Annotated in this window: 36 protein-coding genes; 34 read left to right on the forward strand and 2 right to left on the reverse strand. The window is 64.4% G+C overall.

The window, feature by feature from the left end; all coding sequences use genetic code 11:
* Positions 1-8: 8 nt before the first annotated feature.
* The 26 genes from rplV to CXY78_RS11850 all read left to right on the forward strand — a co-directional run bounded on the left by rplV (position 9) and on the right by CXY78_RS11850 (position 15,502).
* The gene (gene rplV / locus CXY78_RS11725; protein WP_092339439.1) at positions 9-374 is read left to right on the forward strand and encodes a 50S ribosomal protein L22; all 366 of its coding nucleotides are present in this window, start codon (positions 9-11) and stop codon (positions 372-374) included.
* Positions 374-1,144, forward strand: coding sequence for a 30S ribosomal protein S3 (rpsC, locus tag CXY78_RS11730; RefSeq protein WP_092107240.1), 771 nt, complete (start codon positions 374-376; stop codon positions 1,142-1,144). Before rplV ends, rpsC begins: the two co-directional genes overlap by 1 nt.
* Positions 1,144-1,563 (forward strand): 50S ribosomal protein L16, encoded by a 420-nt coding sequence (gene rplP, locus CXY78_RS11735; RefSeq protein ID WP_035880247.1) that lies wholly within the window; start codon positions 1,144-1,146, stop codon positions 1,561-1,563. Before rpsC ends, rplP begins: the two co-directional genes overlap by 1 nt.
* Positions 1,563-1,907 carry a 50S ribosomal protein L29 gene (gene rpmC / locus CXY78_RS21900; RefSeq protein WP_092339437.1) on the forward strand — a complete coding sequence of 115 codons (345 nt, stop codon included), beginning with the start codon at positions 1,563-1,565 and terminating at the stop codon, positions 1,905-1,907. Before rplP ends, rpmC begins: the two co-directional genes overlap by 1 nt.
* Positions 1,908-1,909: 2 nt before the next feature.
* On the forward strand, positions 1,910-2,209 hold the full coding sequence (gene rpsQ / locus CXY78_RS11745) for a 30S ribosomal protein S17 (protein ID WP_035834619.1): 300 nt from the start codon (positions 1,910-1,912) through the stop codon (positions 2,207-2,209).
* Positions 2,210-2,243: 34 nt separating this feature from the next.
* A complete protein-coding gene (gene rplN, locus CXY78_RS11750) occupies positions 2,244-2,612 on the forward strand; it encodes a 50S ribosomal protein L14 (RefSeq protein WP_035834620.1) in 369 nt (122 codons plus the stop codon).
* Between the two features lie 2 nt (positions 2,613-2,614).
* Positions 2,615-2,974 (forward strand): 50S ribosomal protein L24, encoded by a 360-nt coding sequence (gene rplX / locus CXY78_RS11755; RefSeq protein WP_092339435.1) that lies wholly within the window; start codon positions 2,615-2,617, stop codon positions 2,972-2,974.
* The gene (gene rplE, locus CXY78_RS11760) at positions 2,974-3,579 is read left to right on the forward strand and encodes a 50S ribosomal protein L5 (RefSeq protein WP_092339433.1); all 606 of its coding nucleotides are present in this window, start codon (positions 2,974-2,976) and stop codon (positions 3,577-3,579) included. The genes rplX and rplE overlap by 1 nt, the downstream gene beginning before the upstream one ends.
* A gap of 208 nt (positions 3,580-3,787) precedes the next feature.
* A complete protein-coding gene (gene rpsH / locus CXY78_RS11765; protein WP_092107248.1) occupies positions 3,788-4,186 on the forward strand; it encodes a 30S ribosomal protein S8 in 399 nt (132 codons plus the stop codon).
* A 6-nt stretch (positions 4,187-4,192) separates the two neighbouring features.
* Positions 4,193-4,729, forward strand: coding sequence for a 50S ribosomal protein L6 (gene rplF, locus CXY78_RS11770; protein ID WP_092339429.1), 537 nt, complete (start codon positions 4,193-4,195; stop codon positions 4,727-4,729).
* Between the two features lie 2 nt (positions 4,730-4,731).
* Positions 4,732-5,103, forward strand: a complete 372-nt coding sequence (gene rplR, locus CXY78_RS11775) for a 50S ribosomal protein L18 (protein ID WP_092107252.1) — start codon at positions 4,732-4,734, stop codon at positions 5,101-5,103.
* Positions 5,100-5,807, forward strand: coding sequence for a 30S ribosomal protein S5 (gene rpsE, locus CXY78_RS11780; RefSeq protein WP_369827303.1), 708 nt, complete (start codon positions 5,100-5,102; stop codon positions 5,805-5,807). The genes rplR and rpsE overlap by 4 nt, the downstream gene beginning before the upstream one ends.
* A complete protein-coding gene (gene rpmD, locus CXY78_RS11785; RefSeq protein WP_066597599.1) occupies positions 5,807-5,989 on the forward strand; it encodes a 50S ribosomal protein L30 in 183 nt (60 codons plus the stop codon). The genes rpsE and rpmD overlap by 1 nt, the downstream gene beginning before the upstream one ends.
* A complete protein-coding gene (rplO, locus tag CXY78_RS11790) occupies positions 5,989-6,567 on the forward strand; it encodes a 50S ribosomal protein L15 (RefSeq protein ID WP_104089489.1) in 579 nt (192 codons plus the stop codon). Before rpmD ends, rplO begins: the two co-directional genes overlap by 1 nt.
* A gap of 144 nt (positions 6,568-6,711) precedes the next feature.
* On the forward strand, positions 6,712-8,034 hold the full coding sequence (gene secY, locus CXY78_RS11795) for a preprotein translocase subunit SecY (RefSeq protein ID WP_092339425.1): 1,323 nt from the start codon (positions 6,712-6,714) through the stop codon (positions 8,032-8,034).
* Positions 8,031-8,627, forward strand: coding sequence for an adenylate kinase (locus CXY78_RS11800; protein ID WP_104089490.1), 597 nt, complete (start codon positions 8,031-8,033; stop codon positions 8,625-8,627). The genes secY and CXY78_RS11800 overlap by 4 nt, the downstream gene beginning before the upstream one ends.
* A gap of 146 nt (positions 8,628-8,773) precedes the next feature.
* Entirely contained in the window at positions 8,774-9,556 is a 783-nt protein-coding gene (gene map, locus CXY78_RS11805) for a type I methionyl aminopeptidase (protein ID WP_092339522.1), read from the forward strand.
* 186 nt (positions 9,557-9,742) lie between these two features.
* Positions 9,743-10,012, forward strand: coding sequence for a hypothetical protein (locus CXY78_RS11810; RefSeq protein WP_104089492.1), 270 nt, complete (start codon positions 9,743-9,745; stop codon positions 10,010-10,012).
* A gap of 219 nt (positions 10,013-10,231) precedes the next feature.
* The gene (gene infA, locus CXY78_RS11815; RefSeq protein WP_035834638.1) at positions 10,232-10,453 is read left to right on the forward strand and encodes a translation initiation factor IF-1; all 222 of its coding nucleotides are present in this window, start codon (positions 10,232-10,234) and stop codon (positions 10,451-10,453) included.
* A 67-nt stretch (positions 10,454-10,520) separates the two neighbouring features.
* The gene (gene rpmJ / locus CXY78_RS11820) at positions 10,521-10,634 is read left to right on the forward strand and encodes a 50S ribosomal protein L36 (protein ID WP_035834639.1); all 114 of its coding nucleotides are present in this window, start codon (positions 10,521-10,523) and stop codon (positions 10,632-10,634) included.
* Positions 10,635-10,765: 131 nt separating this feature from the next.
* Positions 10,766-11,140 (forward strand): 30S ribosomal protein S13, encoded by a 375-nt coding sequence (rpsM, locus tag CXY78_RS11825; RefSeq protein WP_092107268.1) that lies wholly within the window; start codon positions 10,766-10,768, stop codon positions 11,138-11,140.
* 46 nt (positions 11,141-11,186) lie between these two features.
* Positions 11,187-11,585: a 30S ribosomal protein S11 gene (rpsK, locus tag CXY78_RS11830; RefSeq protein WP_035834641.1), complete on the forward strand. Its 399-nt coding sequence runs from the start codon at positions 11,187-11,189 to the stop codon at positions 11,583-11,585.
* A gap of 133 nt (positions 11,586-11,718) precedes the next feature.
* A complete protein-coding gene (locus CXY78_RS11835) occupies positions 11,719-12,708 on the forward strand; it encodes a DNA-directed RNA polymerase subunit alpha (RefSeq protein WP_092339419.1) in 990 nt (329 codons plus the stop codon).
* A 50-nt stretch (positions 12,709-12,758) separates the two neighbouring features.
* Entirely contained in the window at positions 12,759-13,283 is a 525-nt protein-coding gene (gene rplQ / locus CXY78_RS11840) for a 50S ribosomal protein L17 (protein ID WP_104089494.1), read from the forward strand.
* A 93-nt stretch (positions 13,284-13,376) separates the two neighbouring features.
* Entirely contained in the window at positions 13,377-14,420 is a 1,044-nt protein-coding gene (locus CXY78_RS11845) for a GNAT family N-acetyltransferase (RefSeq protein ID WP_092339416.1), read from the forward strand.
* 38 nt (positions 14,421-14,458) lie between these two features.
* Positions 14,459-15,502, forward strand: coding sequence for a GNAT family N-acetyltransferase (locus CXY78_RS11850; protein WP_092339414.1), 1,044 nt, complete (start codon positions 14,459-14,461; stop codon positions 15,500-15,502).
* A 4-nt stretch (positions 15,503-15,506) separates the two neighbouring features.
* Here the strand turns inward: CXY78_RS11850 and CXY78_RS11855 are convergent, their stop codons facing one another.
* Positions 15,507-17,462, reverse strand: coding sequence for an acyltransferase family protein (locus CXY78_RS11855; protein ID WP_158253313.1), 1,956 nt, complete (start codon positions 17,460-17,462; stop codon positions 15,507-15,509).
* 92 nt (positions 17,463-17,554) lie between these two features.
* Between CXY78_RS11855 and truA the strand changes: the two genes are divergently transcribed.
* The 4 genes from truA (at position 17,555) to glmM (ending at position 20,993) form a co-directional block, all read left to right on the forward strand.
* On the forward strand, positions 17,555-18,493 hold the full coding sequence (truA, locus tag CXY78_RS11860) for a tRNA pseudouridine(38-40) synthase TruA (RefSeq protein ID WP_233197343.1): 939 nt from the start codon (positions 17,555-17,557) through the stop codon (positions 18,491-18,493).
* A gap of 136 nt (positions 18,494-18,629) precedes the next feature.
* Complete coding sequence (rplM, locus tag CXY78_RS11865; protein WP_092107284.1) at positions 18,630-19,076, forward strand: 50S ribosomal protein L13; 447 nt, start codon at positions 18,630-18,632, stop codon at positions 19,074-19,076.
* A gap of 50 nt (positions 19,077-19,126) precedes the next feature.
* Positions 19,127-19,612, forward strand: coding sequence for a 30S ribosomal protein S9 (gene rpsI, locus CXY78_RS11870; protein WP_092107287.1), 486 nt, complete (start codon positions 19,127-19,129; stop codon positions 19,610-19,612).
* A 19-nt stretch (positions 19,613-19,631) separates the two neighbouring features.
* Positions 19,632-20,993 carry a phosphoglucosamine mutase gene (gene glmM / locus CXY78_RS11875; protein WP_104089497.1) on the forward strand — a complete coding sequence of 454 codons (1,362 nt, stop codon included), beginning with the start codon at positions 19,632-19,634 and terminating at the stop codon, positions 20,991-20,993.
* Between the two features lie 95 nt (positions 20,994-21,088).
* On the opposite strand, the gene coaA is transcribed toward glmM, so the two are convergent.
* Positions 21,089-22,045 (reverse strand): type I pantothenate kinase, encoded by a 957-nt coding sequence (coaA, locus tag CXY78_RS11880; protein WP_092339409.1) that lies wholly within the window; start codon positions 22,043-22,045, stop codon positions 21,089-21,091.
* Between the two features lie 34 nt (positions 22,046-22,079).
* Between coaA and glmS the strand changes: the two genes are divergently transcribed.
* From glmS to tsaE, 4 genes are read left to right on the forward strand one after another with little or no spacing between them, the layout of a single operon-like run.
* Positions 22,080-23,930 (forward strand): glutamine--fructose-6-phosphate transaminase (isomerizing), encoded by a 1,851-nt coding sequence (glmS, locus tag CXY78_RS11885; protein ID WP_104089499.1) that lies wholly within the window; start codon positions 22,080-22,082, stop codon positions 23,928-23,930.
* A 20-nt stretch (positions 23,931-23,950) separates the two neighbouring features.
* A complete protein-coding gene (locus tag CXY78_RS11890; RefSeq protein WP_092339405.1) occupies positions 23,951-24,307 on the forward strand; it encodes a holo-ACP synthase in 357 nt (118 codons plus the stop codon).
* 47 nt (positions 24,308-24,354) lie between these two features.
* Positions 24,355-25,425 carry an alanine racemase gene (gene alr / locus CXY78_RS11895; protein ID WP_092339520.1) on the forward strand — a complete coding sequence of 357 codons (1,071 nt, stop codon included), beginning with the start codon at positions 24,355-24,357 and terminating at the stop codon, positions 25,423-25,425.
* Positions 25,418-25,942, forward strand: coding sequence for a tRNA (adenosine(37)-N6)-threonylcarbamoyltransferase complex ATPase subunit type 1 TsaE (tsaE, locus tag CXY78_RS11900; RefSeq protein ID WP_199181913.1), 525 nt, complete (start codon positions 25,418-25,420; stop codon positions 25,940-25,942). Before alr ends, tsaE begins: the two co-directional genes overlap by 8 nt.
* Positions 25,943-25,951 lie beyond the last annotated feature (9 nt).

Raw genomic sequence — 25,951 nt, forward strand, 5'->3', positions numbered from 1 at the left:
GAGAAGAAATGGTGGAGTCGATCGCACGCGTGCGTCACATCCGCGTTACCCCCCAGAAGGCTCGTCGCGTCGTTGACATGATCCGCGGCAAGCAGGCGCACGAAGCGCTGGGAATTCTGAAGTTCGCGCCCCAGGGCGCTTCCGACCCGGTCTACAAGCTGGTGGCCTCGGCCATCGCCAACGCCCGAGTCAAAGCAGATGCAGCCAACACGTATCTGGACGAGCAGGACCTGTTCATCAGCCGGGCATTCGTTGACGAGGGTACGACCCTCAAGCGTTTCCAGGCTCGTGCCCAGGGTCGCGCATTCGAAATCAAGAAGCGCACCAGCCACATCACGGTTGTGCTCACCACTCCTGAGGAGGGTACGAAGTAATGGGTCAGAAAGTAAACCCCTACGGCTTCCGTCTGGGAATCACCACCGATCACGTATCGCGTTGGTTCTCTGACTCGACCAAGCCAGGTCAGCGTTACGCTGACTTTGTTGCAGAAGACGTCAAGATCCGTCGCCTGCTGAGCACCAGCCTTGACCGTGCCGGCGTCAGCCGTATCGAGATCGAGCGCACTCGTGACCGTGTTCGCGTTGACATTCACACCGCCCGTCCGGGCATTGTGATTGGTCGCCGCGGCGCGGAGGCCGAGCGCATCCGCTCTGACCTTGAGAAGCTCACCGCCAAGCAGATTCAGCTGAACATCCTCGAGGTCAAGAACCCCGAGCAGGATGCCCAGCTCGTCGCGCAGGGTATTGCCGAGCAGCTCTCCGCTCGTGTGGCTTTCCGCCGCGCGATGCGTAAGGGCCTGCAGGGTGCACAGCGCGCCGGCGCCAAGGGTGTTCGCATCCAGGTGTCGGGTCGTCTGGGTGGCGCCGAGATGAGCCGCAGCGAGTTCTACCGCGAAGGCCGTGTGCCCCTGCACACCCTGCGCGCGAACATCGACTACGGCTTCTACGAAGCCAAGACCACCTTCGGCCGTATCGGCGTGAAGGTTTGGATCTACAAGGGCGACATCACCAACAAGGAACTCGCTCGCGAGCAGGCCAACGCTAAGTCGTCCCGCCCCGAGCGTCGTGACGATCGACCGCGCCGTGCACCTCGTGCAGATGCTCCGGCAGCGGCACCGGTCGCAGCAGGAGTTGAGGCTAAATAATGTTGATTCCACGTAGAGTCAAGCACCGCAAGCAGCACCACCCGGGTCGCACCGGCCACGCTACCGGTGGCACCACGGTGTCCTTCGGTGAGTACGGCATTCAGGCGCTGACCCCCGCGTATGTGACCAACCGTCAGATCGAGTCCGCTCGTATCGCCATGACGCGTCACATCAAACGTGGCGGAAAGGTGTGGATCAACATCTACCCCGACCGCCCGCTGACCAAGAAGCCGGCCGAAACCCGCATGGGTTCCGGTAAGGGTTCGGTCGAGTGGTGGGTTGCCAACGTCAAGCCGGGTCGCGTTCTGTTCGAGCTCAGCGGTGTCACCGACGCCGTTGCGAAAGAGGCGCTGACCCGCGCAATTCACAAGCTGCCCCTCAAGGCACGCATCATCAAGCGCGAGGAGGGCGACGCATAATGGCGATCGGAACCAAGGAGCTCGCCTCAGTCGAGCTCGATACTTTTGACAATGAGAAGCTGTTCGACGAGCTGAAGAAGGCCAAGGAAGAGCTGTTCAACCTGCGCTTCCAGTCGGCCACCGGTCAGCTCGAAAGCCACGGCCGCCTCCGCGCGGTCAAGCGCGACATCGCTCGCATCTACACGGTTCTCCGTGAGCGCGAGCTGGGCATTCGTGCCACCCCGGTCGTAGCCCCGGCTCCGGCCAAGGCTGAAAAGGGCGAGAAAAAGACCAAGAAGGCCAAGGCCGCAGTGGAGTCCACCGACGACGCTGCAGCTGAGGCCGTCGAGACGAAGGAGGCCTAGTCATGGCGAAGACTGACGAAACGGTCGTCGCGGGCGAAGCCACCGAGCTCGTACGCGGTTACCGCAAGACGCTGCGTGGTTACGTGACCAGCGACAAGATGAACAAAACCATCATTGTCGTGGTCGAAGACCGCGTGAAGCACCCGTTGTACGGCAAGGTCATCCGCCGTACATCCAAGCTGAAGGCGCACGACGAGGCGAACTCCGCCGGCATCGGCGACCTGGTCCTGATCAGTGAGACCCGTCCGCTCAGCGCTTCCAAGCGCTGGCGCCTGGTCGAGATTCTTGAGAAGGCCAAGTAAGCCTCGCGCTTACTTGACGTAAAGGAGTTATAAAGTGCTTCAGCAAGAATCACGAGTCAAAGTTGCCGACAACACCGGTGCCAAGGAACTCTTGACCATCCGCGTTCTCGGTGGCTCAGGCCGTCGCTACGCCGGCCTCGGAGACGTCATCGTCGCCACGGTCAAGGATGCAATCCCGGGCGGCAACGTCAAGAAGGGTGACATCGTCAAAGCTGTCATCGTTCGCACCAAGAAGGAGACCCGTCGTCCAGACGGCTCCTACATCAAGTTCGATGAGAACGCTGCAGTGATCTTGAAGGCAGACGGTGACCCCCGCGGCACCCGAATCTTCGGACCGGTCGGTCGCGAGCTTCGCGACAAGAAGTTCATGAAGATCATCTCGCTGGCACCGGAGGTTATTTAATCATGGCTAGAATCAAAAAGGGTGACCTCGTTCAGGTCATCAGCGGCCGCAGCCAGGCTCGCGGCGGAGACCGTGGCAAGCAGGGCAAGATCATCTCCGTCGACGCCACGAAGAACCGTGTCCTCGTTGAGGGCATCAACTTCGTGACCAAGCACGTTCGCGTCGGACAGACCCAGCGCGGCACAAAGACGGGCGGCATCGAGACCTTCGAAGCCCCCATCCACGTGTCCAACGTTGCCATCGTCGACCCGGAGACCAAGAAGCCGACCCGCGTCGGCTTCCGCCAGGAAGAGGTAACGAAGGACGGCGTCTCCAAGACGGTCCGCATTCGTTACGCCAAGAAGTCAGGGAAGGACCTCTAATGACTGACACCGCAGTTGTTGAAGGAACAGGCGGAGCCGCGCCCGTCAAGGCCCTGCCGCGTCTGAAGCAGAAGTACCGCGATGAGATCAGTGCCAAGCTTTCCGCAGAACTCGGCTTCACCAACGTGCACCGCATCCCCACCCTGACGAAGATTGTCGTCAACATGGGTGTCGGAGAAGCAGCACGCGACGGCAAGGTGATGGACGGTGCGGTTTCTGACCTCACCAAGATCACCGGCCAGAAGCCGCAGGTCACCAAGGCCCGCAAGTCCATTGCGCAGTTCAAACTGCGCGAGGGACAGCCCATCGGCGCCCACGTCACACTTCGTGGCGACCGCATGTGGGAGTTCCTGGACCGGCTGCTCAGCCTGGCCCTTCCTCGCATCCGTGACTTCCGCGGTCTGTCCGACAAGCAGTTCGACGGTGCGGGCAACTACACCTTCGGTCTGACCGAGCAGGTCATGTTCCACGAGATCGACCAGGACCGCATTGACCGCGTTCGCGGCATGGACATCACGGTCGTCACGACCGCGAAGACCAACGACGAGGGTCGCGCGCTGCTCAAGGCGCTCGGTTTCCCGTTCAAGACGGACGACGTCAAGTAGCAGTTCCTCACTACAGAGGAACAAATTCAACTAGAGTTGGGAGCTTGCGCTTGCAAGCTCCCAACTATGGTTGGCCTCGCCCACAGTTTTTCACTGGGCGCACACAGATTTTCACCCCGGAATCCGATCAACCGATCGGGTTCCTCACCACCACAGGTCGTCATTCGTGTAACGGATGGGCGAAACCAGGCGAGAAAGGCACCACAAAATGACAATGACAGATCCGGTCGCAGACATGCTGACCAGACTGCGCAACGCGAACTCGGCGTACCACGACACAGTGTCGATGCCGCATAGCAAATTGAAAGCGCACATCGCTGACATCCTCAAGGCTCAGGGTTACATCTCCGCCTGGACCGTCAAGGATGCAACAGTAGGCAAGACCCTCACCTTGGACCTCAAATTCGGTCCGAACCGCGAGCGCTCCATCGTAGGCATCAAGCGGGTTTCCAAGCCCGGCCTCCGCGTGTACGCAAAGTCGACTGAGATCCCCACGGTTCTCGGCGGCCTCGGCGTTGCCATCCTGTCCACCTCCAGCGGTCTGCTCACCGACCGCCAGGCTGAGAAGAAGGGCGTAGGCGGAGAAGTTCTCGCCTACGTGTGGTAACTGAGAATGTCACGTATTGGAAGACTCCCCATCCCGATCCCCGCTGGGGTCACGGTTGTGGCTGACGGCCAGGCCGTCTCCGTCAAGGGCCCGAAGGGCGAGCTCGCGCTCGTCGTTTCCAACCCCATCTCGGTGTCGATCGAGGACGGTCACGTTCTCGTCACCCGTCCGAACGACGAGCGCCAGTCGCGTTCGCTGCACGGTCTGACCCGCACCCTGATCAACAACCAGATCATCGGCGTAACCGTTGGTTACACCAAGGGTCTCGAAATCGTCGGTACCGGTTACCGCGCGGCGCAGAAGGGCACCTCCGTTGAGTTCGCCCTCGGCTTCTCGCACCCGGTCGTCGTCGAGCCGCCCGTCGGAATCGTTTTGACCGTTGAGAGCGTCAACAAGCTCACGGTCAGCGGAATCGACAAGCAGGCCGTCGGCGAGGTTGCCGCCAACATCCGTAAGATTCGCAAGCCAGAGCCCTACAAGGGCAAGGGTGTGCGTTACGCCGGCGAGATTGTTCGCCGCAAGGCCGGAAAGAGCGGTAAGTAACCATGGGACTCGGAACTAGAGGCAAGAGCAAGGCCGCAGCCCGCGGACGTCGTCACACACGTCTTCGCAAGAAGATCGAGGGAACGGCTCTTCGCCCGCGCCTCGTCGTCACGCGCTCGGCTCGCCACGTATTCGTGCAGGTCGTCGACGACAGCAAGGGTTTCACCCTTGCGTCGGCATCCACGCTCGAAACGGACTTGCGCACCTTCGATGGTGACAAGACCGCCAAGGCCCGCAAGGTCGGTGAGCTTGTTGCTGAGCGTGCGAAAGCCGCCGGCATCGAAGCCGTTGTATTTGACCGTGGTGGCAGCAAGTACGCAGGACGCGTCGCAGCCATCGCTGAGGGAGCTCGAGAGGGTGGATTGAACCTGTGAGCACTGAAAAGATCGAAACCACAGCACCTGTTGCTGCCGTTGCCGAGGCGCCGGTTGAAACCGCTGCCTCCACGACCCCGCCGCAGAACGAGCCTCGCGAGGCTCGTCGTGGTGGCCGTGAGCGCAACCCGAACAAGGACCGCGGAAGCCGCGATGCCGACAAGAGCCAGTTCCTGGAGCGCGTCGTCACCATCAACCGCGTGTCGAAGGTCGTCAAGGGTGGTCGTCGCTTCAGCTTCACCGCTCTCGTCGTCGTCGGCGACGGTAACGGCCTGGTCGGCGTTGGATACGGTAAGGCCCGCGAGGTCCCGACCGCTATCTCCAAGGGCGTCGAAGAAGCGAAGAAGAACTTCTTCCGCGTTCCTCGCGTTGGCCTGACCATCCCGCACCCCGTGCAGGGTGAAGCCGCAGCCGGCGTCGTTCTGCTTCGTCCGGCAGCAGCAGGTACCGGCGTTATCGCCGGTGGCCCGGTGCGCGCCGTACTCGAATGCGCTGGCATCCACGACGTGCTGAGCAAGTCGCTCGGTTCGTCGAACACCATCAACATCGTGCACGCCACGGTCGAGGCACTGCACCAGCTCGAAGAGCCGCGTGCGGTTGCGGCTCGCCGTGGCCTCGCCTATGAAGACGTGGCTCCGGCCCGTTTTCTTCGTGCCGACGCCGCTGCAGCTGCAGCGGCCGCAACCGCGAAGGCAGGTGCCTGATGGCCCAGCTGAAGATCACACAGATCAAGTCCAAAATTAGTGAGAAGCAGAACCAGCGCGACACTCTTCGCAGCCTGGGTCTGCGACGCATTGGCGCCGTCACCATCCGCGAGGACAACTCGCAGAACCGTGGCTACGTCAACACCGTCGCTCACCTCGTAAAGGTCGAGGAGATTGACTAATGGCTGACGAGAAGGAAGCTACCAAGGTAGCCGACAAGCCCGCCACGAAGAAGGCTGCTGCCCCCAAAAAGGCCGCAGCACCGAAGAAGGCTACTGCCCCCAAAAAGGCAGCCGTTGCAGCAGAACCGACTGAGCCCCGCGAGCACGTGCTGAAGGTACACCACCTTCGCCCGGCTCCCGGAGCGAAGAAGGCCCGCCAGCGCGTTGGCCGTGGTGAAGGATCCAAGGGTAAGACCGCGGGTCGAGGTACCAAGGGCACCAAGGCACGCTACAGCGTGCGCGTCGGCTTCGAGGGTGGGCAGATGCCTCTGCACATGCGCACCCCGAAACTGCGTGGATTCAAGAACCCGTTCCGCGTCGAGTACCAGGTTGTCAACCTGGAAAAGCTCGAACTGCTGTACCCGGACGGCGGCGATGTCACCATTGCCAGCCTGATCGCCAAGGGTGCGGTTCGTGACAACGAAAAAGTCAAGGTTCTTGGAACCGGTGAAATTACCGTTAAGCTGAACGTGACGGTCGACAAGGTCTCTGCTTCAGCTGAGCAGAAAATTGTCGCCGCGGGTGGATCTGTAAAGTAAGTCCGAAGACGCTCAATCGAGCTTGTCGAATCCGTCAATCGAGTAAATCGTTTGGTGTGATTCGACAAGCTCGATCGTTTTAAGTCGATCTGCCGCTTTACATCGACATGCACTGTCGATCTGCGTAAAAATCTGGAGGCCTTTTTGTTTAGCGCCATTGCGCGGATCTTCCGCACACCCGACCTTCGTAAGAAGATCGGCTTCACCCTGGGCATCATTGCTCTGTTCCGTCTGGGCTCGTTCGTACCGGCCCCGTTCGTGGACTTCGGCAATGTGCAGCTGTGTCTCGCAGCCAACCAGGGCACGAGCGGCCTCTACGAGCTCGTCAACCTGTTCAGTGGTGGCGCCCTGCTGCAGTTGAGCGTCTTTGCGCTCGGCATCATGCCGTACATCACGGCCTCGATCATCGTGCAGTTGCTGCGCGTGGTCATCCCCCACTTCGACACTCTCTATAAAGAGGGTGCATCGGGCCAGAGCACTCTGACCCAGTACACGCGTTACCTCACCATCGCCCTGGGTATTCTGCAGTCGACCACGCTGATCACGGTGGCTCGAAGCGGCGCCCTGTTCGGGACATCCGCCAGCACCGAGTGCACGCAGCTGATCACCAACGACGCCTGGTATGCCATCATGCTCATGGTCATCACGATGACCGCCGGCACCGGCGTCATCATGTGGATGGGTGAGCTCGTCACCGAACGCGGCGTCGGCAACGGCATGTCGCTCATGATCTTCATCTCGATTGCCGCCCTGTTCCCCGGCTCGCTCGCCTCGATCGGTCAGCAGCAGGGTCCCGACACCCTGATCATCGTTCTGATCGTCGGAATATTGGTGGTCGCCGGCGTGGTTTTCGTCGAGCAATCGCAGCGGCGAATACCAGTGCAGTACGCCAAGCGCATGGTCGGCCGACGCACCTACGGCGGCAACAACACCTACATTCCGATCAAGGTCAACATGGCCGGTGTGATCCCCGTGATCTTTGCCTCCTCGCTGCTGTACCTGCCAGCCCTGCTCGCGCAGTTCAACCAGCCGGCCGCCGGAACCGAAGCGCCGGCCTGGGTAGTCTGGATTTCGCAGAACCTCACCGGCGGCGACCAGCCGCTGTATATGGCCATGTACTTCCTGCTCATCATCGGCTTCACCTACTTCTACGTGGCCATCACGTTCAACCCCGAAGAAGTCGCCGACAACATGAAGAAGTACGGCGGGTTCATTCCCGGCATTCGCGCCGGCCGCCCGACCGCCGAGTACCTCGACTTCGTGCTGACCCGAATCACGCTCCCCGGCTCGATCTATCTGGGCCTGATCGCGCTCATCCCGTTGATCGCGTTCTCGGTTATCGGCGCCGACCAGAACTTTCCGTTCGGCGGCGCGAGCATTCTCATCGTCGTCGGCGTGGGGCTCGAGACGGTCAAGCAGATCGACTCGCAACTGCAACAGCGACACTATGAGGGGCTTCTTAAATGACGCGCTTACTACTGATCGGCCCGCCCGGCGCGGGCAAAGGCACCCAGGCGGAGCGTCTGGCGCTCGCCTTCGACGTTCCCGCTATTTCCACCGGTGACATCTTTCGCTACAACGTGACCAACAACACCCCGCTGGGGCTCGAGGTCAAGTCGTTCATGGATGCCGGCGCCTACGTGCCGGACACCCTCACCAACGCGATCGTCGCTGACCGTCTGAAAGAATCGGATGCCACCAACGGTTTTCTGCTGGACGGCTACCCGCGCACAACCGATCAGGTCGTTGAGCTCGACCGCCTGCTCGTTGCTGGCGGCACCCAGCTCGACGTGGTCGTTCTGATCACCGCCGACACCGACGAGGTTGTCGCCCGACTGCTGAAGCGCGCAGCCGAGCAGGGCCGCGCGGACGACACTGCCGAGGTCATCCGTCACCGTCTTGACGTCTACGCTGAGCAGACCGCTCCGCTCATCGATGTGTACAGCGCCCGCGGCCTCGTCGTCACCATCGACGGCCTCGGTGCCGTTGAAGTGGTCACCGACCGCATTCTCGCTGCGCTGGCCGAACGCGGCCTGCTCCAGGGCAGCAGCACTCTCTAGCAACAGTTTGGGGCTGGGCCGAAAGGCCCGGCCCATCATCATGTGCACCACCAATTGAATAATCGCTCCCGTTCTCGGAGCTAGTTTGTAGGAAATCAGTGAGTCTTCGACGTTCCATCTACAAGAACCCAGCCCAGCTGCGCCTCATGGTGGCACCGGGTCTGGCCACCGCGGCATCGCTCAAAGCTGCCCGCGCGGCCATGGTCATCGGCGCGACCACGCTCGAGCTTGATGCCGCTGCTGAGGCCGCCATCGCCCTGCTCGGCGGTAAGCCGAACTTCAAACTCGAACAGGGCTACCACCACACTGTGTGCGCCTCGGTGAACGACGACGTCGTGCACGGGATCCCGTCTGCACGTCGCCTCGGCGCCGGCGATATCGTCTCGATCGACAGCGGAGCGATCATCGAAGGCTGGAACGGTGACGCTGCGTTCAGCTTCGTGCTCCCCGACGAGTCGCGCCCCGAGCTCGTGGCCGAACGCCAGAAGCTCTCCGACGTGACCGAGCAGTCGCTCTGGCACGGTATCGCCCGACTGCACACCGCGCGCCACCTGAACGAGGTCGGCGACGCCATCGAGGACTACATCGAGTCGCAGGGCACCTACGGCATCCTCACCGACTATGTCGGCCACGGCATCGGCCGTTCCATGCACGAAGCCCCGCCGGTGTTCAACTACCGCGTGCGCCAGAAGGGCCCGGATGTGAAGCCGGGCCTCGTGGTAGCCATTGAGCCGATGGTCGTGCTCGGCTCGATCGACACCTACACCCGCGACGACGACTGGACCGTCGCCACGAGCGACGGCAAGGCCGCAGCGCACTGGGAGCACAGCGTCGCCGTGCACAAGGACGGCATCTGGGTGCTCACCGCCGAGGACGGCGGAGCTTCCGGCCTCGCCCAGTTCGGAATCGTTCCCGTCCCAATTCCGTAGCTGGCTGATCGCGTAGCTACTGGTCCATCAAGTGGCCGTCGGCTCGGTCGGCGAGGGTGCTCGCCAGTTCCGGCGGGAGATCGGCCGGCGGGGCTTAGAGGTCGAGCCCGACCGGGTCGTCAGACGCCGTTCCGTCAATGAGTCGCCGCACCGGCTGGACGGTCGTGCAGGGCCGGGCGAGAGCCGATGCGCGCACTCAGCCGGTCTGAGCGGTTCATCGGGCCGGCGGCGGAGCTCGCCGAAGGCGGCGGCAGCGCGGTGTCCCTGCTGGAGGCGATTCGCGCGGCTTTCCGCTTCGACGTACCCGGCGATTCGCAGACCGCCGAGCTTCAGCGCCTGCTGGCCGGGAAAGCTGCGCCTCGGATTGCGGAGGTGGTCTGCGGGCTGGCGCCGGGGCATCCACTGTTTGACGCGGTCACCCGGGACATCGCCGCAGCCCAGCGGGTGAGCCGCTGAACCAGAACCCGAGCCGCGCCCACCGGCGCCCCTGACTCCTGCGGCCATACCTGCTTCCGCCGAGTCGGGGACGCTGGTGCGCGGGAGATTATAGGACTGAATTGCCAAAAGGCAATCTCATACCATAGGATTGATCCTTGGTGTCTGGTGTCGTCTTTTGTGGCGTGTCAGGCATCAATCCCGCATGACCAGCAATCAATACAGAGCGACAGTGAGGGTATGGCCAAAAAAGACGGTGTCATCGAAATCGAGGGCGCAGTAGTCGAAGCTCTGCCCAACGCGATGTTTCGCGTTGAGCTGTCAAACGGCCACCGAGTTCTTGCCCACATCTCGGGCAAGATGCGCCAGCACTACATCCGCATCCTCCCGGAGGACCGCGTGATCGTAGAACTCAGCCCGTACGACCTGACCCGCGGCCGGATCGTCTACCGCTACAAGTAACGACTGCTGTAAGTAACGGCCCTCGGCATCCCGCGGGTACGAAGACAGCGAAAAACAAGGAATCACCATGAAGGTCAAGCCCAGCGTCAAAAAGATCTGTGACAAGTGCAAGGTCATCCGCCGTAACGGCAACGTGATGGTCATCTGCGAGAACCCGCGTCACAAGCAGCGCCAGGGTTAAGTCTCCCTTCGAGATTTACCTGAATAACTGAATATTTACTAGCAGTTCCGGGAGCCCGTGAGGGTGACACCATCGGTTGGAGGCCGGTGTACAGGAGCTGTTACAGACCTCCATCACTAACAGGAGACACAATGGCACGTCTAGCCGGCGTCGACATCCCGCGCGATAAGCGCGTGGAAGTTGCATTGACTTACATTTACGGTGTTGGCCGTACGAGGGCCCTCAAGACCCTCGCCGACACTGGAATCGACGGAAACATCCGCGTCAAGGATTTGAGCGACGACCAGCTCGTCCTTCTCCGCGACTACGTCGAGGGTTCCTTCAAGGTTGAGGGTGACCTCCGCCGTGAGGTTGCCGCTGACATCCGCCGCAAGGTTGAAATTGGCAGCTACGAGGGCATTCGCCACCGCAAGGGCCTGCCCGTTCGCGGACAGCGCACCAAGACCAACGCTCGCACCCGCAAGGGCCCGAAGCGCACCGTAGCCGGCAAGAAGAAGGCGCGCTAGGCCCTCGGCCTAGCCCGCTAACGCCTTTAGGATTCAGGAGAAATTCATGGCACAACCCAAGTCGGCCGTACGGAAGCCGCGTAAGAAAGAAAAGAAGAACATTGCTGTGGGCCAGGCCCACATCAAGAGCACCTTCAACAACACGATCGTGTCGATCACCGACACGACCGGTGCCGTCATCAGCTGGGCCTCGTCGGGCCAGGTTGGTTTCAAGGGTTCGCGCAAGTCGACCCCCTTCGCCGCACAGCTGGCCGCCGAGTCGGCCGCCCGCCAGGCGCAGGAACACGGCATGAAGAAGGTTGACGTGTTCGTCAAGGGACCCGGCTCAGGCCGCGAGACCGCGATCCGTTCACTGCAGGCCGCTGGCCTCGAGGTCGGTTCGATCAACGACGTGACGCCCCAGGCTCACAACGGATGCCGTCCGCCGAAGCGCCGCCGCGTCTAAAGCACTCGCTGTATCTCGACGGGCTCGGCACTTCGTTGCTGCCGAGCCTCGTCGGGACTCTTTTCTTTCAACTTTTCACTCTCTCGTCATTGCAAGTGTCATATAGCGGACACTTAGCCGAAAGGAATCAACAGTGCTTATTGCACAGCGTCCAACGCTCACCGAAGAGAACATCTCGGAGTTCCGTTCACGGTTCATTATTGAGCCGCTCGAACCTGGCTTCGGCTACACCCTCGGCAACTCGCTTCGCCGTACCCTGCTCTCCTCGATCCCGGGCGCTGCTGTAACCAGCATCCGTATCGATGGCGTGCTGCACGAGTTCAGCACCGTTCCCGGGGTGAAGGAAGATGTCACTGAGATCATCCTGAACATCAAGGGACTTGTCGTCTCGAGCGAGCACGACGAGCCGATCACCGCGTACCTGCGCAAGCAGGGTGCCGGCCAGGTCACCGCCGCTGACATTTCGGCTCCCGCCGGCGTCGAGGTGCACAACCCCGAACTGGTCATCGCAACCCTCAACGACAAGGCGAAGTTCGAACTCGAACTGACCATTGAGCGTGGACGTGGTTACGTCTCCAGCACCCAGAACCGCAACGAGTTCTCCGAAGCCGGCCAGATTCCGGTCGACTCGATCTACTCGCCCGTGCTCAAGGTGACCTACCGCGTCGAGGCAACTCGTGCCGGAGAGCGCACTGACTTCGACCGCCTCGTCGTTGACGTGGAGACCAAGTCGGCCATCTCGCCGCGCGACGCCATCGCATCCTCTGGCCGCACCCTGACTGAGCTGTTCGGTCTGGCCCGCGAGCTCAACACCGCCGCCGAGGGCATCGAGATCGGCCCCGCGCCGGTTGACGCCGTGCTCTCGACCGAGCTTTCGATTCCGATCGAAGACCTCGACCTGTCGGTGCGCTCGTACAACTGCCTCAAGCGCGAAGGCATCAACAACGTCAGCGAACTGGTCGCCCTGTCGGAGACCCAGCTGATGAACATCCGCAACTTCGGGCAGAAGTCGGTTGACGAAGTGAAGGACAAGCTCGTTGAGCTCGGCCTGTCCCTGAAGGATTCGGTTCCCGGATTCGACGGCGCGCACTTCTACAGCGGCTACGAAGAAGAGACCAACTAAGGCTCGCGCTTCAACGCTGCCTTTCGATTTTTTGATACTGGAGATTACCCATGCCTAAGCCCACAAAGGGCCCCCGTCTCGGTGGCGGCCCGGCGCACGAGCGCCTCATGCTTGCGAACCTGGCCGCGGCCCTGTTCACCCACAAGTCGATCAAGACGACCGAGACCCGTGCCAAGCGCCTGCGTCCGCTCGCCGAGCGCATGGTGCAGTTCGCCAAGCGCGGCGACCTGCACGCCCGTCGTCGCGTCCTCGCGACGATCACCGACAAGTCCGTCGTGCACGAGCTGTTCACGGTCATCGCCCCGCAGGTCAACGAGCGCCAGGGCGGTTACACCCGCATCACAAAGCTCGGTTTCCGCAAGGGTGACAACGCGTCCATGGTGCAGATGGAGCTCGTTCTCGAGCCCCTGACCCCCAAGGTTATGCGCTCCAAGACCGCGACCGTTGCCGCGACCCCCATCGGGTCCGAGGACGTCGTAGTCGAGGACGTCGTAGTCGAGGACGTCGTCGCTGACGATGTTGTCGTCGAAGATGCAGCCGTCGAAGACGCTGCAGCAGAGGCCGACAAGAAGTAGTATCACCCCCCGCTCGCGAGAGCGCAAAAAGTGCCCGATTGGATCGCTCAATCGGGCACTTTTTGCGCTCTCGACGAAAGATAGGGTTGGGGGATGGATCTACACGAGACTTCGTTGGCCGAACGCGTGGGGGTCGCCCCGGCTCCGGTTCTTCCGCAGCACCCGGATGTTGCGGCGTGGCGGCCCGCCACCACCGCCGACATCGACGGCATCTGGCAGCTGCGCCGGGCCATGGGCGAAGTCGACCACCCCAACTACCTCACGGCTCGCGGTGCGATCGCCGCCGACTTCGGCTACTCCCACTTTCATGCGGAGCTCGATTCGCTCGTGGGCATCGACGCCGCCGGCAGCATCCTTGCGGTCGGCATGGTCATGTTCCCGCCCCGCCAGGTCAGCCTCGTGCGCTCGATGCCGATCGGCGGCGTACACCCCCGACTGCGCGGCCGGGGCATCGGCCGCCAGCTGCTGGCGTGGCAGCTCGGCCGGGCGAAACAGCAGCTAGCGAGCTCGACCACGACGCTGCCCGGCTGGATCCTCAGCTACGCCGACGAACGTTCCCCGCAGAACGCCGCCCTGTTCGAGCACGCCGGCCTCAGCCTCGCGCGCTATTTTCTCACCCTCGAACGCCCATTGGATGCGTCGGTGCGCGTGATCGACCCGGCCGCCGGCATCCGTGTCGCCGCGTATACCGCGGCGGTCTCGGCCGAGGTGCACCGCACCCGAGATGACTCCTTCATGGACCACTGGGGCAGCCAGCCGATGAGTGACGAAAACTGGAATGCCTTCGTGGGCGGAAAATGGTTTCGCCCCGACCTGTCATTCGTGGCTTACGGCACCGACGCGGCCGGCACCGAGCAGGTCGTCGGCTTCGTGCTCTCGACAGCGAATGAGAATATCTGGGCCATGCAGGGGTTCACCGGCAGCTATATCGACCTGGTCGGCGTCTTGAGCGGATGGCGCGGCCGCCACATCGCGCAATCCCTCCTGGCCGCCCAGCTGGCTGCCGGGCAGGCACTCGGCCACGAACGAGTGACCCTCGCGGTGGACTCTGCCAGCCCCACCGGTGCCCTCGGCCTGTATACCGGCATGGGTTTCGTGCCCACCCACAAGAAGATGGCGTACACGCTCGAGTTCTGAGTCTCGCCCCGTTCGGGACGGCGCGGATAGGGTGAAGCATGACCGATCACACGACTCCACTCTCTGCGCGCGTGACCGCTCCCGCGCAGCTGCCCGTTCCTGAGCATGCCGAGGTCGCACTGTGGCGCCCGGCGACGTCCGACGATATCGACGCCATCTGGGAGCTGGAGAAGGCAATCGGCCGGGCCGACCACCCCAACTATGTGCTGGAGCGGGATCAGATCGCCGAGATCTTCGACTTCTCGTTCGTCGACCCGGCGACCGACACCCTCGTCGCTCTCGACGCCGACGGTCACGTCGTCGCCGACGGCCTGGTCGTGCTGCAGCCCGGGCAGGAAACCCTGGTGAAAGCCAACCTGAGCGGCGGGGTACTGCCCGCGCTGCGCGGCCGGGGCATCGGCCGTGAACTGCTGGGCTGGCAGGTCGCCCGCGCCCACCAGCAACTGGCCACCTCTGGCAAGATGCTCCCAGGCTGGATCTCCACGTTCTCTGACGAGCGTGCACCCCAGAACGGGCGCCTCTACGCACGGTTCGGTCTGGCCTGCACGCGCTACTTTCTCACCCTCGACCGCCTGCTCGCCGACCCGATCCGCGAGGTCACGGTGGGCGCGGGCATCCGCGTGGCCGGGTATACGCCCGAGCTGTCGGCGGCCGTGCACGCCGCGCGTGATGCCGCCTTCATGGATCACTGGTCGAGCCAGCCCATTCCCGACGAGAGCTGGAACGCCTACGTCACCGGGCCGTCGTTCACCAACGACCTTTCGTTCGTCGCGTTCGCGACCGAGCCCGACGGCAGTGAACACGTCGTCGGCTTTGTCATGTCGAGCGTGAACGAAGACGACTGGGCGGCGGCCGGCTACCGCAGCAGCTACATCGGACTGGTCGGCGTGCTGAGCGGATGGCGCGGCCGCCACATCGCGCAGGCCCTGTTGGCCGCGCAGCTGGCCGCCAGCCGGGCCGCCGGGCATGAGCGGGCCACCCTCGACGTGGACTCGGCGAGCCCGACCGGCGCGCTCGACCTGTATACGGGCATGGGCTTCTTCGCCACCAACCGGGAGCTCGCCTACGTGCTCGAGTTCTGAAGTGTCAGCGGTAGGGCGGCGAACTTGGCGCGTCGGAATCACGCATCAACCAGCTGGTGTCCGGCAGCGGCGGCACCGCCGCCAGACGCTGAACCGCGGCGTGCACCTCGTCGGCGTAGAGCTGGCCGCCGGTCGGCCCCGGGTGCACGTGATCGCCGGCCAGCAGGTCGAGTCGCCCCGCGATCACGTCGTGCCAGTTCGCGAGTTCGACCCGGCGATTGCCCGAAGCGAACTCGGCGAGCCTGGCGTTGACGCCGTCGGTCCAATCCCGTTCGGCGTAGGCGTTCACGAGCACGAGCTGCCGGTCGGGCCCGAGAATGCGCAGAATCTCGGTGAGTTCGCTGGTCGTGATCGGCCCGTTGGTGCCGAGCCCGATCACCACAACCGGCTGCAACTGGCCCGCCGCCTCGAGCGCCAGCAATATGTCATCTGCGGAATACATCCCGCGGGAGACCGACGCGTCAACGGTCATGCCCGCGAAGGTTGCCTGCAGCTCCGGAGCCGAGGCGAGCATGACGGAGTCGCCGATCGCGGTGATCGGTCCGTCGACCAGGGCTGGGGTCGCGGTGGCCTGGCGGGCAGCCTCGGAGGCCGCAGCCTGCGCGGCGGCCCGGGCCGCGGCATCCATTGCCCGTTGGCCCCGTTCGATGCGGAGTTGCGCCGAGGTCTGCGCCGGCGCGGCCACGACGGCGGCGGTGGTGCCGCCGACCAGCAGCAGCGACAGGGCGGCCGTCGCCGCGATCAGGCGGCGGCGACGGGTGGGTCCGGTCCACAGCGCACCGATCTGACGGATGCTGCCGCGCACGCCGACCTGCCGGATCGGCACTTCCAGCCAGCGGTACGACACTGCGGCGAAGACCAGGGTGATGACCGTGGCAACGAGGCCGATCGGCAGCAGGCTGCTCGCGCGGGACGATGCCGGCCAGAGCAGCTGCACCAGTACGAGGATCGGCCAGTGCCACAGGTAGATGCCGTAGGAGCGCTCTCCGAGGTAGCGGAGCGGGGCCGCGTCGAGCAGACGCCCGAACCGGCCGCCGCGCACTCCCGCCCAGATGGCGACGGCTGTGGCGACGGAGACTGCGACGAGGCCTCCGCGGTAGGTGGCGGTGCCGTCTTCCTGCAGCCAGAGTGCGAAGGCGATGATCGTAAGGATGGCAGCCCCGCCGAGCCACGGACGCAGTCGGGGCACTTCGTTGCGTTGTCCGCTGGGTCGACGGAGCAGCAGGGCCAGGGCGGCGCCCGCGAACAGGCCAAAACTGTGGGTGTCGGAGCCGTAGTACACCCGGGTCGGGTCCGCTCCGGGCTGGTACAGCACGCCCATCCACAGGGCCGAGGCGATGAACAGCGTGGTGACGATGGCCAGCCGAACGCGCGGCCGGCGAATCAGCAGAACGCCCAGCAGGAGCAGCGGCCAGACCAGGTAGAACTGTTCTTCCACTGCGAGCGACCACAGGTTGCGCAGCAGTTCGGGTTCGTTGACGCTGAAATAGCTCGCATCATTGGCGATCGACACCCAGTTGTAGCCGAAGGTGCTGGCCCCGACGAGTTGCGCGCCGAGCCCGACCAGCACGTCGCCGCCGATCACGAAGGCGATGGTGCAGCTGATCAGCACGACCGGAATGAGCGGGGGCACCAGCCGGCGGGCGCGGCGTTGCCAGAACCGGTGGAGCGAGATGCGCCCGGTGCGGGTGTGCTCGGAGACCAACAGTCCGGTGATCAGAAAACCACTGATCACGAAGAAAACGTCAACGCCGATGAAACCGCCGGGCAGCATCGCCGGAAAGAAATGGTAGAGCGCGACGGCAATGACGGCGAGCGCGCGCAGGCCGTCGAGGCCGGCCAGGCGAGAGCTGCGCGGGGCGTTCGTCGGCCCCAGCAGGGGAGTGTTGACCCGCCCGAGTGCGGCGGTCGCTGGCCGAGTTCTCCCGGTGAATGGGAACAAACGCGGGGAACGAGTCATGGGCAACACAGGGTTTCTTTGGCACTCATTATGGGGGTGGACCATGGGCCGGTTTCAACGATAACCCGAGCGCGCCGCCTAGGCTTACCCTCGTGAATCTTTTTGTGCCCCGCGCCGTGAACGCTGCGCTCGGCTCCACGCGCATCCGTCTTGACCTCTCCTACGATGGCACTGATTTTACCGGTTGGGCCCGCCAACCGGGCTTTCGAACCGTTCAGGCCGACATTGAAAACGGCCTTGCCGGCATTCTGCAGAGCTTTCCCCCGCACCCCACCCTGATCGTCGCCGGCCGAACGGATGCCGGGGTGCACGCCCGCGGGCAGGTCGCCCACTTCGACCTCACCGCCGAGCAGGCGCACTCCCTGGTGCGCATCCAGCGCGGTACCGGAAACCGCCCGCCGGTCGACCTCGGCACTGCCGTGCTGCGCCGCCTCGGCGGCATCCTGGTGACCAAGCCCGACATCGTGCTGCGCCGCGCCACGGTCGTGCCCGGCGGCTTCGATGCCCGGTTCTCGGCCATGTGGCGCCGTTACGAATACCGCATCAGCGACCCCCTCGCCCTACGCGACCCGCAGCAGCGGCTGCGCACCACGTGGCATCCGTTTAAACTCGACCTCGCGGCTATGGACGCCGCAGCCGCGACGCTGGTGGGCCTGCACGACTTCGCCGCCTACTGCAAGCCGCGCCCCGGAGCGACGACCATCCGAACCGTGCAGGACTTTAGCTGGTCGCGCGATGACGACGGCCTGATCATCGCCACGATCAAAGCGGATGCCTTCTGCCACAGCATGGTGCGCGCCATGGTCGGCGCCTGCGTGGCCGTGGGGGAGGGGCGCCTCGACGGCAGCACTCTCGCGCACCTGCACTTCGACAAGCACCGCATCAGCGAGTTCAAGGTGATGCAGGCGCACGGCCTCACCCTGATCGACGTCGGCTACCCCGACGACGCGTCCCTGGCGCAGCGCGCCATCGACACGCGCAACCGGCGCTCGCTTCCTGGGCAAGTTGCGTCCGCGGTCGCCTCCGACTAGTGTTGACCCTTGGTGTCTGTGCGTTGCAGCGCGGCACCCGAACGTGAGCCCTCCATCGACAGTGTTCTCCTTTAGAACACGCCCGGAGCGGGATTCACGAACACCTCCGTTCGAAAAAGAAGAAAGCAGCACAACAGTGACGCGCACTTACACCCCCAAGGCAAGCGAACTCCAGCACGACTGGGTTGTCATCGATGCCACCGATATCGTCCTCGGACGTCTGGCCAGCCACGCGGCAATCCTGCTGCGCGGCAAGCACAAGGCCACCTTCTCCCCGCACATGGACGGTGGCGACTTCGTCATCATCGTCAACGCCGAGAAGGTTGCCCTGACCGGCAAGAAGCTCGACCTGAAGATCGCCTACCGCCACTCCGGTTACCCGGGCGGCCTCACGGCGACCAACTACTCCGAGATGCTCGAGAAGCACCCGACCCGTGCGGTTGAAAAAGCGATCCGCGGCATGCTGCCGAAGAACTCGCTCGGCCGCGCCCAGCTCACCAAGCTGAAGGTTTACGCCGGCCCTGAGCACCCGCACTCCGCTCAGCAGCCCAAGCCGTACACCCTCAGCCAGGTCGCGCAGTAGCGCCGGCAACCAGACTTCTCGACTCTTAGATAAAAAGGATTCCCATCATCGTGGCGAAGATCGCAGACCAGATTGACCAGGCTCCGGAGAGCTACTCCACCGAGACTCCGGCCGAAACCGTAACCAAGGCGCCCCGCGCCGTCCTCAACGTTCCCGGCGCAGCCGTCGGCCGTCGCAAGCAGGCCATCGCCCGCGTGCGCATCGTTCCCGGCTCCGGCACGATCGTTGTCAACGGCCGCGAGTTCGCTGACTACTTCCCGAACAAGCTGCACCAGCAGCTCATCAACGACCCGTTCAAGGTTCTCGACCTGCTCGGCTCGTACGATGTCATCGCCCGCATCACCGGTGGTGGCCCGTCCGGCCAGGCCGGCGCGCTTCGCCTCGGCATCGCACGCTGCTTGAACCTGATCGACGAAGAGAACAACCGTGCCATCCTCAAGAAGAACGGTTTCCTCAGCCGCGACGCTCGAGTCAAGGAGCGTAAGAAGGCCGGACTCAAGAAGGCCCGTAAGGCACCTCAGTTCAGCAAGCGCTAACCCGATAGCCGACGACGAAATGACTCGTCTGTTCGGCACGGACGGCGTTCGGGGCCTGGCCAACCGTGATCTCACGGCTGGCCTGGCCCTGAGCCTTGCCCAGGCCAGCGCCGCAGTGCTGACCAAGGGACGTCGTGCCCAAGCACGTCTTGAAGCGGGCCGCCGGCCCGTCGCCGTGGTCGCCCGCGACCCGCGAATCTCCGGTGAATTCCTGAACGCCGCCGTCTCGGCCGGCTTGGCCTCCAGCGGTGTCGACGTTCTCGACGCCGGGGTCATCCCCACGCCAGCTGCAGCCTTTCTGATCAACGACATCGGGGCCGACTTCGGTGTGATGATTTCTGCCTCACACAACGCGGCCCCCGATAACGGCATCAAGATCTTCGCCTATGGCGGAACCAAACTTCCCGACGACGTCGAGGACCGCATCGAGAGCTACATCGGTCGCGACACCCTGATGCCGATCGCCGGCGACGTTGGACGCATTCGTCGCTTTGCCGACGCCGAAGACCGCTACGTGGTGCACCTGCTCACCACCCTGCCGCACCGCCTCGACGGCATCCACGTCGTGCTCGACTGCGCGCACGGCGCCGCCGCCGGTGTGTCACCGCAGGTGTTCACGGATGCCGGTGCTCGCCTCACGGTGATCGGCGCCGACCCCGACGGCCTCAATATCAACGACGGTGTGGGCTCCACCCACCTCGACAACCTCGCCAAAGCCGTACTCGAGCACGGCGCTGACGTCGGCATCGCCCACGACGGCGACGCCGACCGTTGCCTGGCCGTGGACAAGGATGGCAACATCGTCGACGGCGACCAGATCATGGCTATTCTCGCCGTGTCGATGGCCGAACGCGGTGTGCTGAAAGACCGCACGCTGGTCGCGACCGTCATGAGCAACCTCGGCCTGCGCAAGGCGATGGCGGCCAACGACATCGCCATGGTGCAGACCAAGGTCGGCGACCGGTACGTGCTCGAAGAACTCAACGCCCACGGGTATTCCCTCGGCGGCGAGCAGAGCGGTCACGTCATCATGACCAAGTTCGCCACTACCGGTGACGGCATCCTCACCGGGCTGCACCTCGTGGCCGAAATGGCGCGCACCGGTAAAACCTTGGCCGAACTGGCATCCGTTATGACGGTGTACCCGCAGATTCTGGTCAACGTGCGCGGAGTCAACCACAAGGGTCTCGGCGCCGACGACGTCATCGCCGAGGCCGTGCTCGCCGCTGAAGCCGAACTCGGCGACACCGGTCGCGTGCTGCTGCGCCCCTCGGGCACCGAGCCGATGGTGCGGGTCATGGTGGAAGCCGCCGACCAGCACACCGCCGACCGCCTGGCGCACTCCCTGGCCGACGTGGTCCGCGAGCGCCTGGCCCTCTAGTCCGTCCCGGGGACGGGGCCCAGGCCCCGTCCCCGGGACCAGTTTATAAACTGGGCCCACGGCTCGGGCCCGGGCCCCGTCCGTGTCAGGACGGGTCAGACCTTGCGCAGGAGCACCGTGGAGACCGCGTGCGTGGGGTCCTTGCGCAGCACCAGGGTCGCCCGCGACCGGGTGGGGCGAATATTCTGCAGCAGGTTGGGCTGGTTGATGCTGGTCCAGATGCTGCGCGCCTTGCCGCGAGCCTCATCTTCGGTGAGGTCGGCGTAACGGTGAAAGAACGAGTTGGGGTTGGCGAACGCGCCGCGTTGCAGCTTGAGAAAACGCTCCTCGTACCAGCGGGCAATGTCCTGCGTGCGGGCATCCACGTAGATGGTGAAGTCGAACAGGTCACTGACCGAGAGGCCGTGCCCAGGGCCGGGCGGCTGCAACACGTTGAGACCCTCGACAATGAGAATGTCGGGCTGGCGCACCACAATCTGCGCGTCGGGCACGATGTCGTAGCTGAGGTGCGAGTAGAACGGTGAGCGCACCTCGGGGGCGCCGCTCTTTACCGCGCTCACAAAGCGCAGCAGGGCCCGTCGGTCGTAGGACTCCGGAAAACCCTTGCGTTCCATCAGCCCGCGGCGGTTCAGCTCGGCGTTCGGAAACAAAAACCCGTCGGTCGTGACCAGTTCCACCCGGGGGGTGTCGTCCCAGCGGGCGAGCATCTTCCGCAGCAATCGGGCGGTCGTGGATTTACCGACCGCGACGGAGCCGGCCACACCGATCACGAACGGGGTCGGGCGGGCGCGTTCGCCCAGGAATCCACTGGTCGCGCGGTGCAGTGTGCGGGCATTGGCCGCGTAGAGGTTGAGCAGGCGGCTCAGCGGCAGGTAGACATCCGTCACCTCGTTGATGTCGAGCGGCTCGCCGATGCCGCGCAATTGCACGATCTCGGTTTCTTTCAGCGGCAGCAGAGTGGTCGGCGCGAGGGCCGCCCAATCGGCCCGGTCGAGCTCCACAAAAGGGGTACCGTGACCGTTCAATACAGGGGCCAGCACCGGATCGGACATTCCCCCAAGCTTAGTCCGACTAAAATCGACTTCCATGTGCGGAATCGTAGGTTATGTCGGAAGCAATAAAACCGTTGACGTTCTCATGGGCGGGCTCGGACGGCTCGAATACCGTGGGTACGACTCCGCGGGAATAGCCGTCATCGATGAGTTCGGTGTACTCAACACCGCCAAGAAGGCCGGCAAGCTGTCGGCCCTCACCAATGACCTGAAGGCTCACCCCATCAACGACGGCACGACCGGAATCGGTCACACCCGCTGGGCCACCCACGGCGGACCCAACGACGAAAACGCGCACCCGCACCTCGGCGACAACAACAAGCTCGCCCTCATCCACAACGGCATCATCGAGAACTTCGCCCCCCTGCGCGAGGAACTACTCAATGAGGGATACACCTTTCTGAGTGAGACCGACACCGAGGTCGCCGCGGTGCTGCTCGGCCGCGAATACCAGCGCGTCGGCGACCTGGCCGAAGCCTTCCGCATCATCGTCGCCCGTCTCGACGGTGCCTTCACGCTGCTCGCCGTGCACCAGGACCAGCCCGGCGTCGTCGTCGGTGCCCGCCGAAACTCCCCGCTCGTCATCGGCCTCGGCGAGGGCGAGAACTTTCTCGGCTCCGACGTGGCCGCGTTCGTCGAATACACCCGCCGCGCCGTCGCCATCGGCCAGGACCAGATCGTCACGATCACAGCGGATGCCGTCACCGTCACCGACTTCGACGGTCACCCCGTCGAGACGGAAGAGTTCGACATCGCCTGGGATGCCTCCGCCAGCGAAAAGGGCGGCTGGTCCAGCTTCATGGCCAAGGAAGTCTCCGAGCAGCCGGACGCCGTCGCCAACACCCTGCGCGGCCGCATCGATGACGACCAGGTCGTCGTTCCCGAACTGACCGCGTTCGGCGATGACGTGCTCGCGGGCATCCGTCGTATCGTCATCGTCGCCTGCGGCACGGCCGCGTATGCCGGCCAGACCGCCAAGTACGCCATTGAAAAGTGGGCGCAGGTGCCGGTGGACGTTGAACTGAGCCACGAGTTCCGCTACCGCGACCCGGTGCTCAGCGCCGATACCCTGGTGATCTCGATCAGCCAGTCCGGCGAGACCATGGACACGCTCATGGCCGTCAAGTACGCCATGTCGCTCGGTGCCAAGGCCATCTCCATCTGCAACACGCAAGGTGCGACCATCCCGCGTGAGAGCGACGCCGTCATCTACACGCACGCCGGCCCCGAGGTCGCAGTGGCCTCGACCAAGGCCTTCGTCGCCCAGATCACCGCGCTCTACCTGTTCGCCCTGCACCTCGCCCGCGTGCGCGGCAGCCTCACCGAGGCCGAACAGGCCGTGCAGGTCGCCGAACTGCAGGCCATTCCGGAGAAGATCCAGGCCGTTCTCGGCGTCGAAGACGAGGTGCGTCAGCTGGCCCGCTGGATGAGCGACACCCGCGCTGTGCTGTTCCTCGGCCGTCACGTCGGGTTCCCGATCGCGCTCGAGGGTGCGCTCAAGCTCAAGGAACTCGCCTACATCCACGCCGAAGGCTTCGCCGCCGGAGAACTCAAGCACGGCCCGATCGCGCTGATCGAACCCGGCCAGCCGGTGTTCGTGGTGGTACCGAGCCCGCGCGGCTCCGCCCACCTGCACCCGAAGGTCGTCTCCAACATCCAGGAGATCCGTGCCCGCGGTGCCCGCATCATCGCCATCGCCGAGGTCGGCGACGCCGCCGTGCTGCCGTTTGCCGACACCGTCATTCACATTCCGCTCGCGGCCCCCCTGTTCGAACCGCTGCTGGCTGTGGTGCCGCTGCAGATGTTCGCGATGGAGTTGGCCATTGCCAAGGGCCTCGACGTCGACCAGCCGCGCAACCTCGCCAAGTCCGTCACGGTCGAATAAGCCACGTTGAATCGAGCAGCGTGATCAAGGGCATCGGGGTTGACGTGGTCGACCTGGCGCGTTTCACCCGCCAGGTCGAACGCACACCGCGCCTCGTGCCGCGGTTGTTCACCGAAAACGAACGAAATCTGCCGGTGCATTCCCTCGCGGCGCGCTTCGCCGCCAAGGAAGCCCTGATCAAGGCCCTCGGCGACAGCGCGGGGGCCACCTGGCAAGAGATGGAAATCGTGAACGACCCGCACGGCAACCCCGAATTCAAGCTGAGCGGGGCTGCCCTGCACGCGCTGACCGGCCGCGGCATCAGCCGGGTGCACGTCACTATGACCCACGACGCCGGCGTGGCCTGCGCCTTCGTCGTCGCGGAGGGTGAAGCGTGACCGGCTTTCGCGAGGCCGTGATCGACCTCGCCGCCATTCGCCACAACATGGCCCACCTGCGCGCCGTAGCCGGCACCCCGCACGCGATGGCGGTGGTCAAAGCCAACGCCTACGGGCACGGTGCCCTTCCGGTGGCGCGCGCAGCCCTGGCCGGCGGGGCGGACTGGCTCGGCGTCGCCGACATCGACGAGGCCCTGGCCCTGCGAGACGCGGGCATCGACGCACCGATTCTGGCCTGGCTGCACGACCCCGACGCTGATTTCAGCGCCGCCATCGACGACGACGTCACCCTGGCCTTGTCGTCTGTGCGTCAGGTGCAGCAGGTAGCGGATGCAGCGGCGGAACTCGGCAGGGCCGCATCCGTTCACCTGAAACTCGAGACCGGCTTGAGCCGCAACGGCGTGCACGAATACGACTGGGCCGCCGTCTTCGCGCTCGCCGCCGCCCTAGAGCGGGTCGGCCTGCTGCGCGTCGACGGTGTGATGAGCCACCTCGCCAACGCCTCGGCCGAGGACGACCAGAACGCCCTGGACTGTTTTGAACGCGGCGTTGCGGCTGCCCGCGCCGCCGGCCTGACCCCCACGCTCGTGCACCTCGCGTCGTCGGCTGCGGCCCTGCGGTTGCCGGCCGCCCGTTTCACCATGGTGCGGTTCGGCATCACCCTGTACGGGCTGTCGCCGTTTGAGGATGCGAGCAGCGACGACCTCGGGCTGGTTCCGGCGATGACCCTGCGCGGCCGGGTGGCCCTGGTACGCCGGGTGAGCGCCGGCGCCGGTGTCTCCTACGATTACCTCTGGCGGGCGCCGCAGGATTCCACCCTCGTGCTCGTGCCGCTCGGCTACGCCGACGGCATTCCCCGGCAGTCGTCGGGAACGGCGCTCGTGCACATCAACGGCGAGAACTATCCCCTGGTCGGTCGGGTCGCGATGGACCAGTTCGTGGTCAACCTCGGCGCCGACAACCCCGGCGTCGCCGTCGGCGATGAGGTCGTGCTGTTCGGCGACCCGGCCACCGGTGCGCCGAGCGCCACCGACTGGGCCGATGCAGCGGGCACGATCAATTACGAGATCGTCACCCGCATCGGGCACCGGGTGATCCGGCGGCACCTCAATGGCTGAGCTCGTTCGTACGATTGCGGATGCAGCGGCGATGCATCGCTTCGGCGTGATCCTCGCCGGCATCCTGCAGGCCGGGGACCTCGTCGTGCTCACCGGACCACTCGGGGCGGGTAAAACCACCCTCACCCGCGGCCTGGGCGAGGGGCTGCAGGTGCGCGGAGCCGTCACCAGCCCCACCTTCGTGCTGGCCCGCACGCATCCAAGCTTGGTCGGCGGGCCGCCGTTCGTGCACGTCGACGCCTACCGCCTCGGTAGTGCCATGGAACTCGACGACCTCGACATTGATTTCGCCCGCTCCATCGTGGTGGTCGAGTGGGGCCGCGGCCTGCTCGACGGCATCACCGAATCCTGGCTGGACATCGAGATCGAGCGACCGCAGGGTCGCGCGGAGGCAGCGCGTGAAACGGATGCGGCGGCATCCTTTCTCGACCTTGATCACGACCTTGACGAACCGCGCACCCTGACCCTCACGGGTCACGGCCAGCGCTGGACGCGTCTGGCCGACTCGATGCCGTGACCTTGGGCC

The organism is Cryobacterium sp. N19 (genome assembly GCF_002929595.1).
GTDB lineage: Bacteria > Actinomycetota > Actinomycetes > Actinomycetales > Microbacteriaceae > Cryobacterium > Cryobacterium flavum.

Excerpts from the sequence above, each read along its gene's own strand:
- rplV (WP_092339439.1), top strand. The coding sequence starts at position 9 with ATGGTGGAGTCGATCGCACGCGTGCGTCACATCCGCGTTACCCCCCAG.
- rplQ (WP_104089494.1), top strand. The coding sequence starts at position 12,759 with ATGCCTAAGCCCACAAAGGGCCCCCGTCTCGGTGGCGGCCCGGCGCAC.
- rplO (WP_104089489.1), top strand. The coding sequence starts at position 5,989 with ATGGCTGACGAGAAGGAAGCTACCAAGGTAGCCGACAAGCCCGCCACG.
- alr (WP_092339520.1), top strand. The coding sequence starts at position 24,355 with ATGGCCCACCTGCGCGCCGTAGCCGGCACCCCGCACGCGATGGCGGTG.
- rplP (WP_035880247.1), top strand. The coding sequence starts at position 1,144 with ATGTTGATTCCACGTAGAGTCAAGCACCGCAAGCAGCACCACCCGGGT.
- CXY78_RS11810 (WP_104089492.1), top strand. The coding sequence starts at position 9,743 with ATGCGCGCACTCAGCCGGTCTGAGCGGTTCATCGGGCCGGCGGCGGAG.
- rpsM (WP_092107268.1), top strand. The coding sequence starts at position 10,766 with ATGGCACGTCTAGCCGGCGTCGACATCCCGCGCGATAAGCGCGTGGAA.
- rplF (WP_092339429.1), top strand. The coding sequence starts at position 4,193 with ATGTCACGTATTGGAAGACTCCCCATCCCGATCCCCGCTGGGGTCACG.
- rplX (WP_092339435.1), top strand. The coding sequence starts at position 2,615 with ATGGCTAGAATCAAAAAGGGTGACCTCGTTCAGGTCATCAGCGGCCGC.
- rpmC (WP_092339437.1), top strand. The coding sequence starts at position 1,563 with ATGGCGATCGGAACCAAGGAGCTCGCCTCAGTCGAGCTCGATACTTTT.
- rpsC (WP_092107240.1), top strand. The coding sequence starts at position 374 with ATGGGTCAGAAAGTAAACCCCTACGGCTTCCGTCTGGGAATCACCACC.
- rpmD (WP_066597599.1), top strand. The coding sequence starts at position 5,807 with ATGGCCCAGCTGAAGATCACACAGATCAAGTCCAAAATTAGTGAGAAG.
- CXY78_RS11800 (WP_104089490.1), top strand. The coding sequence starts at position 8,031 with ATGACGCGCTTACTACTGATCGGCCCGCCCGGCGCGGGCAAAGGCACC.
- glmM (WP_104089497.1), top strand. The coding sequence starts at position 19,632 with ATGACTCGTCTGTTCGGCACGGACGGCGTTCGGGGCCTGGCCAACCGT.
- CXY78_RS11855 (WP_158253313.1), bottom strand. The coding sequence starts at position 17,462 with ATGACTCGTTCCCCGCGTTTGTTCCCATTCACCGGGAGAACTCGGCCA.
- CXY78_RS11850 (WP_092339414.1), top strand. The coding sequence starts at position 14,459 with ATGACCGATCACACGACTCCACTCTCTGCGCGCGTGACCGCTCCCGCG.
- rpsH (WP_092107248.1), top strand. The coding sequence starts at position 3,788 with ATGACAATGACAGATCCGGTCGCAGACATGCTGACCAGACTGCGCAAC.
- tsaE (WP_199181913.1), top strand. The coding sequence starts at position 25,418 with ATGGCTGAGCTCGTTCGTACGATTGCGGATGCAGCGGCGATGCATCGC.
- rpmJ (WP_035834639.1), top strand. The coding sequence starts at position 10,521 with ATGAAGGTCAAGCCCAGCGTCAAAAAGATCTGTGACAAGTGCAAGGTC.
- rpsK (WP_035834641.1), top strand. The coding sequence starts at position 11,187 with ATGGCACAACCCAAGTCGGCCGTACGGAAGCCGCGTAAGAAAGAAAAG.
- rplR (WP_092107252.1), top strand. The coding sequence starts at position 4,732 with ATGGGACTCGGAACTAGAGGCAAGAGCAAGGCCGCAGCCCGCGGACGT.
- glmS (WP_104089499.1), top strand. The coding sequence starts at position 22,080 with ATGTGCGGAATCGTAGGTTATGTCGGAAGCAATAAAACCGTTGACGTT.
- CXY78_RS11845 (WP_092339416.1), top strand. The coding sequence starts at position 13,377 with ATGGATCTACACGAGACTTCGTTGGCCGAACGCGTGGGGGTCGCCCCG.
- infA (WP_035834638.1), top strand. The coding sequence starts at position 10,232 with ATGGCCAAAAAAGACGGTGTCATCGAAATCGAGGGCGCAGTAGTCGAA.
- map (WP_092339522.1), top strand. The coding sequence starts at position 8,774 with ATGGTGGCACCGGGTCTGGCCACCGCGGCATCGCTCAAAGCTGCCCGC.
- rpsQ (WP_035834619.1), top strand. The coding sequence starts at position 1,910 with ATGGCGAAGACTGACGAAACGGTCGTCGCGGGCGAAGCCACCGAGCTC.
- coaA (WP_092339409.1), bottom strand. The coding sequence starts at position 22,045 with ATGTCCGATCCGGTGCTGGCCCCTGTATTGAACGGTCACGGTACCCCT.
- rplE (WP_092339433.1), top strand. The coding sequence starts at position 2,974 with ATGACTGACACCGCAGTTGTTGAAGGAACAGGCGGAGCCGCGCCCGTC.